The sequence below is a fragment of the uncultured Fibrella sp. genome (genome assembly GCF_964250085.1).
Taxonomy (GTDB): domain Bacteria; phylum Bacteroidota; class Bacteroidia; order Cytophagales; family Spirosomataceae; genus Fibrella.
The window spans coordinates 53630-66682 of the sequence record NZ_CAXUEC010000006.1; the positions used below are offsets into that span (position 1 = coordinate 53630).

The 13053-nt window shown below is 53.4% G+C and carries 9 protein-coding genes; 5 read left to right on the forward strand and 4 right to left on the reverse strand.

Annotated features, from left to right (window positions below; all coding sequences use genetic code 11):
* Positions 1-15: 15 nt before the first annotated feature.
* The 3 genes from ACFE8Q_RS18690 to ACFE8Q_RS18700 form a co-directional block, all read right to left on the reverse strand.
* Complete coding sequence (locus ACFE8Q_RS18690; RefSeq protein WP_375446952.1) at positions 16-1281, reverse strand: WD40 repeat domain-containing protein; 1266 nt, start codon at positions 1279-1281, stop codon at positions 16-18.
* 89 nt (positions 1282-1370) lie between these two features.
* A complete protein-coding gene (locus tag ACFE8Q_RS18695) occupies positions 1371-2090 on the reverse strand; it encodes a response regulator transcription factor (protein ID WP_375446953.1) in 720 nt (239 codons plus the stop codon).
* A 28-nt stretch (positions 2091-2118) separates the two neighbouring features.
* Positions 2119-3429, reverse strand: coding sequence for a sensor histidine kinase (locus ACFE8Q_RS18700; RefSeq protein WP_375446954.1), 1311 nt, complete (start codon positions 3427-3429; stop codon positions 2119-2121).
* A gap of 266 nt (positions 3430-3695) precedes the next feature.
* Here ACFE8Q_RS18700 and ACFE8Q_RS18705 point away from each other — a divergent pair, with 266 nt between their 5' ends.
* The 5 genes from ACFE8Q_RS18705 to ACFE8Q_RS18725 all read left to right on the forward strand — a co-directional run bounded on the left by ACFE8Q_RS18705 (position 3696) and on the right by ACFE8Q_RS18725 (position 11263).
* On the forward strand, positions 3696-4094 hold the full coding sequence (locus ACFE8Q_RS18705; protein WP_375446955.1) for a DUF1573 domain-containing protein: 399 nt from the start codon (positions 3696-3698) through the stop codon (positions 4092-4094).
* A gap of 96 nt (positions 4095-4190) precedes the next feature.
* Positions 4191-5165 (forward strand): DUF4349 domain-containing protein, encoded by a 975-nt coding sequence (locus ACFE8Q_RS18710; RefSeq protein ID WP_375446956.1) that lies wholly within the window; start codon positions 4191-4193, stop codon positions 5163-5165.
* Positions 5166-5313: 148 nt separating this feature from the next.
* A complete protein-coding gene (locus tag ACFE8Q_RS18715) occupies positions 5314-6564 on the forward strand; it encodes a chorismate-binding protein (RefSeq protein ID WP_375446957.1) in 1251 nt (416 codons plus the stop codon).
* A 340-nt stretch (positions 6565-6904) separates the two neighbouring features.
* Positions 6905-10528 carry an RICIN domain-containing protein gene (locus ACFE8Q_RS18720; protein WP_375446958.1) on the forward strand — a complete coding sequence of 1208 codons (3624 nt, stop codon included), beginning with the start codon at positions 6905-6907 and terminating at the stop codon, positions 10526-10528.
* Positions 10529-10645: 117 nt separating this feature from the next.
* Entirely contained in the window at positions 10646-11263 is a 618-nt protein-coding gene (locus ACFE8Q_RS18725) for a Uma2 family endonuclease (RefSeq protein WP_375446959.1), read from the forward strand.
* Between the two features lie 78 nt (positions 11264-11341).
* On the opposite strand, the gene ettA is transcribed toward ACFE8Q_RS18725, so the two are convergent.
* Positions 11342-13009, reverse strand: coding sequence for an energy-dependent translational throttle protein EttA (ettA, locus tag ACFE8Q_RS18730; protein ID WP_375446960.1), 1668 nt, complete (start codon positions 13007-13009; stop codon positions 11342-11344).
* Positions 13010-13053: the final 44 nt, after the last annotated feature.

The window sequence follows — 13053 nt, forward strand, 5'->3', positions numbered from 1 at the left end:
AGGTACGTTGGCCGACTAGTTTACTACCCGGATAGCGTGTACGCCCCGTGTAACGCTGATACGGCCCGGCTGCTTGGTCAGGCTAGGCTGAGCGCCTTTTGCCACTTTATAAAACTCGATGCCCCCGTTACGCAGCCCATAGTCAAGGTATTCGGGAATAGCAACGGCCAGGTTATCACCTGTTTTATCGAACTCAACCGCCTGCGGCATAACGCCATCGATTTGGGCTTTACCCCCCGCCGTAAGTTGACCACCCGACAAGGCGAACAACGCAATCTCGCTTTTGCCCGCCGCCGCGTTGGTGAATGGCTGACCAGACTGCATCGAACTGACAACCGCCACAACTGATCCGTCGGAGCTGATGGCTACTGCTTCGGGTGCTTCGCCGGTAGCTACCTGCGAGGTAATCTTGGCATCTACGGGCGCGTCGTCGGTACCAAATTCAATCACAAATACCTTGTTGTCTTTGCTGTCGGCAATTACGTAGTATTTACCATCGGCCGTGAATTTACCAGAGCCAGGCTGTGTACCCACTTTCACGGCTTTACCGTGTGCAGCGACATAGGGCTTCTTGGTCTTTTCGTCGACAACGTACTTCATAATTCCCACTTCACCGGCAGCCGTAGTGTAGGCCACAAACTGTCCGCTCGGGTGAAACGTTACGTCGGTGATGCCAACGCCCGCAACTGGCGAAGCAGAGGTTAAAACATATTTTGGTTTTGAGCTGGCATCCAGATCGATCAATTTCAGCTCCTTACCCGCTTCGGTCGACGCAATGACAAGGCTTGTTCCGTTAGGGGCCAGGGTCACTGCCGTAAGCGCGCCGCCCGTTCCAACGGGGAGACGATACTTGACCGCCGGTTTTTGTGGGGCACTTAAGTCTACCGCAAACATGTAGTTTGTAGCCGGAAAATCGGTAATGCCTTTGATGGTAGTCAGGCTATCGCTTAACTGACCGCGCCCCTCAACCACAAAACCCAGTCGGCCGTTTGGCGCAATAGCCAGTACCTTGTCGGTCAACGCCATCGAGTTCGACAGGGTGTTTGACGTACCGATACTCTGCCCGTTGCGGTTCAGTGGGAAACTAATGTACGTGAGTTGATCACGGGTACCGGGAGTCGTGTAGCGGTTGCCGTCGATGAGCGCCGAGGCCGATAGATCAGCATCGGAGATGGCCACCAACGCCCGGGCGTTGAACTGGATAGGAGTCTGTGCAAAAGCGGTGCCTGTAGCGATGCCCCCCAACATCAGCCACGCAGCGAGAAAACTAACTTTTTTCATGTGTAATGGGTAAAGAAATGCTGTTTAGGTGAAACACAAAGATACCCGCAGGAATCAGATTACCTAACGATCATACGGGCCGTTATTGTCTACAGAATGGCCGGAATAACCAGCCGAAACCCCACCCCATGCACACTGTCGATACGAACCGTCGAGTCGGCCGACAGCCGCTTGCGTAATCGCGAAATAAACACGTCCAGACTACGGCCCATGAAGTAATCATCATCCCCCCAGATAGCTCTTAATAAATCGTCGCGCCGGACTACGGCGTTTGGGCGAGCCAGCAAAAAAGCCAGTACATCGGCTTCGCGCTGCGTCAGTATATCGTTCTGGCCCGCCCGATTCAATGTCAGGTTGGCCTGGTCGAATAGGTACGTGCCTATGGCAGGAAGCGGCGGCGCAACACGTACCTGACTGGTTACCGGTGACGTACTGGTCCGGCTTCGCTTCAGGAATACCTCGATTTTCAGGAGCAATTCATCAATACTGAATGGCTTGGTCAGGTAATCATCGGCGCCCAAACGCAGGCCCGTCAGGCGGTCGGCCCGCTCAGCGCGGGCACTCAGAAACAGGATCGGTACGTCAACATTAACGGCTCGAATTTGCCGGGCCAGCGTGAAGCCGTCAGTCTGCGGCAGCATGACATCGAGCAGGCACAGATCGAACTCATCGGCCTGAAAAGCGGTCCAGCCTTCGATACCAGTGGCGCAATGATGCACGGTAAAATGGGCCGCTTCGAGGTTGTCTCGTGTAACAAAGCTCAGGTTAATGTCGTCTTCGACGTATAAAATCCGGGCGCGGGTTGTCAAGGACAAGCGGGTTAGGTAGGTACGTTATTTAGTTAACTCCATCAACAACTACACCAGTTGCGCCAGTCACTTGCGGCCGTTTTCCCAGCGGGCTACTGAACACAAAACTACTCCCCTGCCCCGGCTGGCTTTCCAGCCGGATACGCCAGCCGTGGGCACGGGCTACCTGCTGCACATAATACAGCCCCAGCCCAAAGCCTTTCACATCGTGCACGTTGCCGGTTGGCACCCGATAAAACTGCCGAAAGATGGCTTTGTGATGCGTTCTGGCAATGCCAATGCCATTGTCGGTTACTGACCAGATCAACCGATTTCCCTCTGTACGTGTGCTTAACACCACACAGGGTGTGCCTTCGCAATACTTACGGGCGTTGTCGATCAGGTTGGCCAGCAGGGTTTCCAGCGCATACTGGTCGGCCAGCAAAGGGGCCGGTTCGGCCTGGAGAGCGAGTTGCAGCGGCGGCGAATAGTGATTGGCCAGCGAAGTCATCATACCGTTCAGATCTAGCTGGGTACGTTCCTGAGCGAACCCGGTCCGTTGGCGACGGGCCAGTTGCAATATATTCTGCACCTGTTGCTGTAACCGTCTGCTTTCCTCATTCACGATTCGGGCATATTGATGCAGACGGTCGGGTTGCTGACCAATATCGGGTTGCTGCAATACCCCCGCCGCAATGCGCAACGTGGATACGGGTGTTTGCAGCTCGTGGGTGATGTTATTGATGAAGTCGCGCTGTATTTCGGCGAGTCGCCGTTGCCGAAGCACGACCCAGAGCGTATAGCCAAACAGCAGTACCACCAGCCCCACCGCCACCGACGAGGCAATCCAGCCATCGAGTTGCCCGGCCACCACCCCCGCCTGCCCCGGAAAACGAATCTCGAAATAGTAGGTGTAGCCCTGAATCTTGGGCAACGTGCGTCTTCGACTGATCCGCTTGGCTAGCTGACCACTGCTTGCCTTCTGCGAGCTTACATAGGCCCCGTAGACCATCCGTTCGCTTTCGCAATTGTAGATTCCGTACTCAAAGTCGGTCAGGAGCCGGTGCCGCCGAAAGGCATTTTGCAGATAATGTTCCAGCAAAATCGGGTCTATCGGCGCGTCGGTCCGCACCACGAAGTAATCAGCGGAGAGTTGCGTCACCGCCGAGCGCGACTGCCGGATTCGGTTCAACCGGGCTACCTCATCAGACACTTCCTGCAAGGCTACAAACGCCGTTTGCCGAAACTGCCGTTCGCCCAGCGCATAGGCACGCCGAAGCCAGATCGCCTGTACCGTGAGGATACCCACGATGGCAATGACCGAAAGCACGACCAGAATTCGAATCAGCGAACGAGACATAACGTAACGCGGACTTCAGTCGGGGACGCCCAGTCCGCATTTTATTGGAGCAATGCGAACTGAAGTCCGCGTTACATAAACTGCCCGAAAGTACGTCTTTTGCTTAATCACCCATTCACTCGTTCACCCGTCGGATTCACCTTTAACATTTCATTAACAACGGATAACCAGCCATTAACAAGCGGGCAACTTGGCGGCCTCTACTTTTGATCCAGTAATCAGCCGGAAGGGCCGACTGACTTAAACCATCGCTTATTTTATTCTTTATGAAAACGTTAACACTCTTATTTTCAGCGCTGCTCGTAGCTGGCACCGTCGTTGCGCATACACTGGCCGCTGCGTTTGGCTGGGCCAGCACCACCCACGAATTTGGCAAAGTTCGGCAGGGCAAACCAGTAACCGTTTCGTACTCGTTCACCAATAAAGGGGAGTCGCCACTACTGGTCATCAGCGCTAAAGGGTCTTGCGGTTGTACGGGTGTGGAATGGCCCAAAGAGGCTGTATTGCCCGGTGCAACCGGCCAGATCAAAGCCACCTTCAATGCAGCAAGCCTGGGTGCATTCAGCAAATCAGTTTACGTAGAGTCGAACGCCGACGGCGGTCCGGTCACGCTGACATTCAACGGTGAAGTAGTAGCCGAGGGTAGCGCAACAACCGGCCGGTAACACGGTCCAAACCTATAAGGTTTCAGAAACCTTATAGGTTTATAATGAGTGACTTATGGAATAAGAAGCATTGGCTCATCTACGCTGAAAAAACTAATGAAAACCATTAACAAACATGTTTGGCTAGCCCTGGCAATGCTTTGGCTGATTGGTTGCCAATCACATCAGGATGCTAAACTGATGGAAGTACAGGTAGATACGACCTTAGCTGACAACGTACCTGCGCCATCCGGCGACGAAGTCTCTACTCAGGAAGCACCCGCTACGCTAGTGGGTGCGCCGGCTGATAAGGCCAAACTTCCTCCCCATCAATTCATCAGAACTGCTGATGTTAAGTTTAGAGTGGAAAACGTGGCACAGGCAACGCATCAAATCGAAGCCGTTATCACTCAGCAGGGTGGTTTTGTCACCTATACCAAACTCGACAGCCAGAAAGACGATACGCAAACGGTGGCCATCAGCGCCGATTCCCTGCTCGAAACCACCCGCTACACGGTCAGCAACACCATGACCCTGCGCGTGCCGAACGCCAGCCTCGACACAACCCTTCGCGCCCTGACCGGTTTGTCGGACTACCTGGATTTTCGTGAAATAAAATCAGATGACGTGGCCCTCCAGCGCCTGACCGCTGCCCAAACCCGCCAGCGCAACCGGGCGTATGACCGCCGCATGCACGAGGCCATGAACAGGCGGGAGCAAAAACTGGGCGATACGAACGACACCGAAGAAAACCGGCTGACCCATCAGCAACAGACCGACGAAGCGCAAGTCAGCGATCTTGCCCTGGTCGACCAGCTTCAGTTCAGCACGGTTACGCTGACCATCTACCAACGTCAGTCGGTTCAGCGAACGGTTCTTCCCAATAGCAACGATGTACAGGCGTATCAGCTTGGTTTCCTGAGCAGAGCAACCGACGCACTGGCTACCGGGGCCAGCCTGCTGGAGAGCTTCCTGCTGGTACTTATTGAAGGATGGGGTATCATTCTGTTCTGCCTGGTTGCTTATATGCTTTGCAGATACGCTCTAGGTCGGTTCAGGCGGCCACTGGCAGGAATGAAGTCCACTGGTTAAGATTTCCCAGATGGCTTCGCTCATGGGGTTACCAACAAGCGAAGCCATCTGGATTTCAGCCGTTAAATCGTCAACCCCGCTACAGCACCAAACCTGGCGCTAAACTGTTCATTAGCTATACGGGTACTTTTCGTACTTATTTGCGCTCATGACTGCTTCATCTGCCGGTTCCAACACCACGGTTCATTTAGACGTTACCCTCAATCACCTCTGGCAAACCGCCCGGACCAACGACCATCCCGCCGCTTTGTGGCGTTTGCCAAACCAGTCGGAGAAACATTTGATCGTTCACCTGGGCGAAGTTCTTTCCGAGCAACAACCGATCGACCTCGACGAACGTCCACCTGGTTTTGCCATCGGTCTTTTCGACGCTCCTGCCGACGATTTTGCCCGCGCTTTCTACCTGCACGCCGACCGCCACGTGGTGCTCAGCGCAGATGGCCAGCTTTTGTATCGGCCAACCGTTGATACTACGGCTACCCGTGCCTTTGATGAAGCAACGTACCTGACTGCCCAACAACGCACTGACCTACTTACGGGGATCTCGTTTACGGAGCAACCAGATCCCGACGCGCAGGCTGCTTTTGAAGAAATGGTTGCCCAGGCAGTTGCTGCCATGCAGGCAGGTCGGTTCTGGAAAGTAGTGCTGTCGCGAACCAAAACCATTCAGTTCAGCAACGTACCTGATGTCGTTACGCTGTTCGACCGGCTGTGTGCCGCTTATCCCACGGCCTTTATTTCAGCCGTTTGGTTGCCCGAAGGCACTGGCGGTCGACCGGCACAGGTCTGGTTATCAGCCACTCCCGAACGGTTAGCCAGTATGGATGCCAATGGCATTTTCAGAACGGTTGCCCTGGCAGGTACGCAATCAGCCTACACCCCGGAGGGCACTTTGAAGCGAACCGCCGACGCCCTGTGGTCACAAAAGGAGATTGAAGAACAGGCATTGGTAAGTCGCTACATCATTGGTTGTTTCAAAAGAATCCGGCTTCGCGAATATGTAGAAGAAGGGCCCAAAACCGCTCAGGCAGGCAACCTGATGCACCTTTGTTCGCAGTATTCGGTAGATACGAAGGCTGTGAATTTCCCGCAACTGGGCACGGTGATGCTGCGACTATTGCATCCTACATCGGCGGTTTGTGGCATGCCTCGCCCCGAAGCACTTGATTTTATTCAAACCCACGAACAGCACGATCGAGGATTCTACGCGGGCTTTGTCGGGCCGGTCAATATCGACGGAGCAAGCCAGTTGTTTGTTCATATTCGCTGCCTTTCATTAGACGGGAAAATAGCCACCCTCTACGCGGGAGCGGGCCTCACGGAGGATTCTGACCCGCAGAAAGAGTGGCTCGAAACAGAAATGAAATGCCAGACGCTCCTGCGTGGCATGCGTACATAACTACTCAGCCAACTCCGTTTGGTGAAGATCGTGATCAGGGAGCTGTAGGTTAGCCCCCCGATCACGATCGTTTGTTTTGGGCCTACCCAGTGACAATCCGGGATGCGCCTCGTCCTGAGTTGGTAGTATGTAATTATTTCAGCCTCAATAATTTATATACTATATAACTCATAGACTATTTGATAGAATGTTTTCTTCCGCTTCCAACGTGTGTCCGTCACACCGTTACCAGTTTGTTACTATCGTTACCTTGTGGCTACTAAGTAGTTCTCTTCTCTCGGGTCAGTCGCTCCCAACTGGTTTTAGTAATACCAAGGCTCAAAGCGGGTATACCCAGCCGATGGGTCTCGTTTTTTCGGCCGATGGCCAGCGCCAGTTTGTCTGGGACAAAGCGGGCCGTGTATGGGTATCGGTCTGGAACGGCACCCAGTACGTAAAGCAAGCCACCCCCGCCCTCGACATTAGTGAGGAAGTAGGTAACTGGCGTGATTTCGGGCTTATGAGCTTCTGCCTTGACCCTAATTATTCTCAGAATGGACTGATCTATCTGTTTTACATTGTAGACAGACACCACCTCCTGAATGCAGGAACGGCCGCGTATTCGGCCACAAAAGACGAGTATTACAACGCCACCATCAGCCGGGTTACACGGTATCAACTCGTTACCACTACCACGCTTGTTGCTGCCGATATGGCTAGCCGAAAGGTATTGCTGGGCGAATCAAAATCGACGGGTGTGCCACTGACCCATGAGTCACATGCGGGGGGAACACTCGTCTTCGGCCGCGACGGGTCGCTACTGCTCTCGACTGGCGACAATGCCAGTTACGCTAGCACCGACAAAGGAAGCGCATCGGAAACATACTACCAAACGGCCATTAATGAGGGTATCATGACAGCCAGCCAGAATGTGGGTGCCTTCCGGTCACAGATGCTTACCTCGCACTGCGGTAAAGTACTACGTCTTGATCCCGCTACCGGCAATGGCATAGCGAGTAACCCCTTTTTCGACGCGGCAAATCCACGTTCAGCCAAATCCCGCGTCTGGACCCTGGGGCTGCGTAACCCGTACCGGATGACCATTCAGCCCAACACGGGCAGCACCAATCAGGCCGATGCCAATCCAGGTACGTTACTTATTGGCGATGTGGGCATGAACACCTGGGAAGATATGCACGTGATCGGCTTGCCGGGCGAAAACGCAGGCTGGCCCATCTACGAAGGCATGGAAGCCAACACCAGCTACGCTACTGCCGCCCTGACGCTGGAAAATAAAGACGAGCCTAACCCGGACAATACATGTAACAAACCTTTTCTGACGTTTGATAACCTGTTGAAACAGGCCGTCAACCCGGCATCGGTGCAGGTAGTGGCTACCAGCCCCTGTAGTACTCAGCCATTGCCTGGTTTGCAACGGCGGTACTTCCACAGCCGCCCGGCGCTCGACTGGAATCATGGCTCAGCCATTGCCCGTACGCCCACGTTCAACGGCACTACAGCCACAGCAACTACGCTCAGCGAAACGGCCACCACCGGAGCAGTAGGCAAACCGTTTAGCGGCAACGCCTCTACAGCCGGGGCCTACTATGCAGGCACCACCTTCCCGGCAATCTGGCGTAATTCGTACTTCTTCGCCGATTATGGCGCTAACTGGGTACGTGTTGCTACGTTAAGCACTGCGGGTGCCGTCACTCAGGTACGTGAATTCCTTCCTGACGCTACCACCCAGGGTATTGTCGATGTAGAATACAATCCGCTCGACGAGGCACTGTATTACATCAATATCAACACCGGCGATGTTATGCGTATTGGTTATGGCGGCAACCGGCCACCCGTGGCAGTAGCCAGTGCATCGGTGCTGACTGGTCCTTCCCCATTGAGCGTCACCTTCAAAGGCGATGCATCCAGTGACCCCGATGCTACTGCACTGACGTACCTGTGGGAGTTTGGCGATGGCACAACGTCGACATTGGTTAATCCAACCCACGTCTTTACATCGTCTGTCACTACGGGGTTTACCGTGAAATTGACGGTAAAAGACAATCAGGGTCTTTCGGATTTTAAGACGCTTCAGGTGTCTGTCAATAATAGTGCGCCAACTGTGCGCATCACCAATCCGCTCAATAACGCGATCTATCCGCTTGACCGGGAAAGTTCATACACCTTAACCGCCGCGGTCACCGACGAAGCGCCAACCAGTCTGACCTATGCCTGGCAGGTTACCTTACGGCACAACAATCATGAGCACCGCGAACCCGTTTTAAACACCGTATCCCCCATCATCGCCGTATCGCCGGTTGGGTGTGATGGCGAGACGTATTATTACCTCATCAGCCTGAAAGTGACCGATATAGGGGGACTCACTGCCCAGGACTCCGTGAAGATCTACCCGGATTGTAACTCTGCCCAATTGGCAATCAGCGGTTTAATAGCCACACCACTGATCAATTCGGCTCGCCTGAACTGGAGCAACCCGACGATTCCTTTCGACAATGTGCTGGTCGTTGCCAAAGCAGGATCTGGTTTTTCTGACCGGCCTACCGACCTTGTTTACACCGCCGACGCGAGTTTCACAGGTGCTGGCGCAGCCCTTCTTGGCGGGAAAGTACTGTATCAGGGCATCTCTACCTCGCTGGTTGTTACGAACTTAACGCCGGGCATCCGCTACTATTTCCGGGTCTATACCCGACGGGGTTCCGCCTGGACGGGTGGCGTTGAAACCAGTACCATACCCACCGCACCCGTATCAGCGTCGGTAGTTATTTCACCAACGACCTGCTATAGACTCCTGTCACGGGTTAGTGGCAAAGTGCTGGGCGTGGATAATGGTGGGCTGGTCAACGGCTCAGTCGTGCTCCAGCGAACAGACGCCAATCAGGCCTGGCAACAGTGGAAGTTTGCCGCTACGTCTGGCGGTTACTATCAGCTTATAGCGCAACACAGCAATAAGGTACTGGATGTAGCCAACGGATCTACCAGCGACTTCGGAGTAGTCATGCAGTGGGATTATGCAGGTGGTGCCAATCAGCAATGGGCTGTTCGCGCCGACGCTACAGGTTACTATCAGTTAATAGCCCAACATTCGGGGAAAGCCCTCGACGTAAAAGCAAGTAACCAGACAGAAGGCGGTGAAATCGTTCAATTCACCATCAACGGCACAATGGCTCAGCAATGGAGCATCGAAGCACGTACCTGTGTGAACACTGCCCCCACTTTCGACGACACTAAATGCTATAAAATCATCTCGCGTAGTAGCGGAAAGGTACTGGGCGTCACTAACGGCCTTACTGCCAACAGCACAGTCATTAAGCAGTACACGTATGCAGACAAGGCCTGGCAACAGTGGAAAATTCAATCGGCAGGAAGTGGACTCGTTAAACTTCTTGCTGGCCACACAGGCAAATGCATCGACGTACCTAACTCGTCAACCCAGGACGGTATTCAGTTAATTCAGTGGCCCTATTGGGGTGGCGCCAATGAGCAATGGAGCATTAGCCGTGCTACCAGTGGCTACTATGTAATTACGGCCAACCATTCAGGCAAAGTCATTGACGTGAAAGGCAGTAGTACTAAAGAGGGGGGCGATATTATCCAGTCTTCACTAAATGGGGGCACCAACCAGCAGTGGAGCATTACGGAGGCCACCTGTGTAGCCAGTGGTGGCCGAACTTCGAGCGAATCCACGCCCATTGCCGCCGCAGAAAACAGCAGCGACAAATTCAAACTATGGCCCAACCCCGCCACAGATCACGTCCTGATCGATTTACGTCCCGCCGGAACGCAGCCCGTCGATCTTTTGCTAACCGACCTGAACGGACGTTCCCTGTATAAGGTAAAGGTGCCTGTTTCAGGTCAGGAACCCTATAAGTTGAGCACGTCGACCCTCGGATCAGGCCTCTACCTGATCAATCTGAACGTACCTGGCATGACGCCCACAACCCTGCGGCTACTCATTCAGCGCTGAGGATTGAAACCACGCTATAATGCAGAAGAGCCAGGTACGTACCTGGCTCTTCTGCATTATGATGCTAACTGATCATAGTCAAAACGCGTTATCTGTATAACGATAAACGCAGCGAAAATGAGCGCAGTTACCTCAACATCAACCAGACACTCACCGTCATCTCGCAAAGTACCAAGCTCGTTGATCTACGAAGAGATCGACGGGGTGGCATATTATTATCGGGGGTATCGGGCAGTGCTATCCCGCCAAAAAAACAAGGAAGACATTATGGGCGCCAGTGCGTTACAATCTGCTATTGTGTCACTGCTTATCCACATACTATATAAGTACCTACCGTTCGACGATTACCTGATTGCAACTAATGAGCCTGGTTTGCATATGGGGCCGGGTAACAACTTGTCTAATGACATCGCGGTATACGACCAGACCAGTTTACCAGTGCCGTTGGATGATAAATACTTCTCCGTTCCACCCAATGTGGTTACTGAAATAGACGTAAAAATAGACTTACCGACCAATCTGGGCGAAACGGAATATGTGTACGATAAGACCCAGAAAATGCTTGATTTCGGTGTTAAGAAAGTAATCTGGATCTTGACCAAAACCCAACGCACGCTCATTGCCGAACCCAACCAACGCTGGATTCTGACCGACTGGAATGACACCGTCGATATCCTCCCCGGCTGTAGCCTCGAGCTAGGTACGTTGCTAAGGTCAAAGGGAGTTATTTTATGATTAACATACCACTAGTCCTTAAATGCCAATCGGTCGCTAGGCGACCGATTGGCATTTTTTCACGTCCAAAAATTAGCTCTACGCCAGCTTCTTATACCGAATGCGTTTCGGCGTAGCGTCGTTACCGAGGCGTTTACGGCGATTTTCCTCATATTCTGAGAAGTTACCTTCAAACCAGTACACCTGCGAATCGCCCTCAAAGGCAAGGATGTGCGTAGCTACCCGGTCGAGGAACCAGCGGTCGTGGCTGATAATAACGGCGCAACCGGCAAAGTTTTCCAGCCCTTCCTCCAGTGCCCGTAAGGTGTTCACATCCAGATCGTTGGTTGGCTCATCCATCAATAGCAGGTTGGCGCCTTCTTTCAGCGTCATGGCCAGGTGAACGCGGTTACGCTCCCCACCCGACAACGTACCTACCTTCTTTTCCTGATCGGCACCAGCGAAATTGAAGCGGCTGCAATACGCCCGCGCATTGGCCTGTTTGCCACCCAGCATAATCCAGTCGTTGCCATCGGCGATGGTTTGGTACACGGTCTTGTCGGGATCGAGCCCGTCGTGCTCCTGATCCACGTAGGCCACCTTCACCGTTTCGCCCACCTCGAACGTACCTGCATCGGGTTTATACTTGTCGGTGATGAGTTTGAACAGCGTTGTTTTACCCGCGCCGTTCGGCCCGATAATACCCACAATACCCGCCTGTGGGAGCTTAAACTCAAGGTGTTCGAACAATAGCCGATCGCCGAATGCCTTGGCCACGTCCTGCGCTTCGATCACTTTACTGCCCAACCGTGGTCCCGGTGGAATAAAGATTTCCAGCTTGCTTTCGCGCTGTTGCGAATCTTCATCAAGCATTTTCTCATAGGCACCGAGCCGCGCTTTCGACTTAGCCTGCCGCGCTTTGGGAGCCATACGGACCCACTCCAACTCGCGTTGCAGCGTCTTCTGTCGCTTCGATTCGGTCTTTTCTTCTTTTGCCAGCCGCTGCTGTTTCTGATCGAGCCACGAGCTATAGTTCCCTTTCCAGGGAATCCCTTCGCCCCGGTCAAGTTCCAGAATCCAGCCCGCCACATTATCCAGAAAGTAGCGATCATGGGTTACGGCGATAACCGTGCCTTTATACTGCCGCAGGTGTTCTTCCAGCCACAGCACCGACTCCGCGTCGAGGTGGTTGGTTGGTTCGTCGAGCAGTAGTACGTCGGGTTCCTGAAGCAGGAGCCGACACAGGGCCACGCGCCGTTTTTCACCACCCGACAGGTTGGCAATCAGTGCCTCGGACGGGGGCGTACGCAGGGCGTCCATCGCCCGTTCGAGGCGGGTGTCCAGTTCCCAGGCATTGAAATGATCCAATTTCTCCTGAACGGCAGCCTGCCGGGCACCTAGCTTTTCGTAGTCGGCATTGGGGTCGCCAAAAGCTTCGTTGATCTCATCGAATTCTTTCAGCAGATCAACGATCTCCTGCACCCCTTCTTCCACTACTTCACGAACGGTTTTGGTGGGGTCTAGCTGGGGTTCCTGCTCCAGCATTCCAACTGAATAGCCGGGCGAGAAAACGACCTCTCCATTGTAACTTTTATCAATACCAGCGATGATTCGCAGGAGGGTAGACTTACCTGAACCGTTGAGTCCCAGCACGCCTATTTTGGCTCCATAAAAGAATGAAAGGTATATGTTCTTTAGGATTTGTCGGTTGGGGGGAATAATTTTACTTACACCCGCCATAGAAAAGATAATCGTTTCTTGGCTCATTTTTTGACTATGTTTGTGGTTGGGCAAATATCGTTAATTAACCC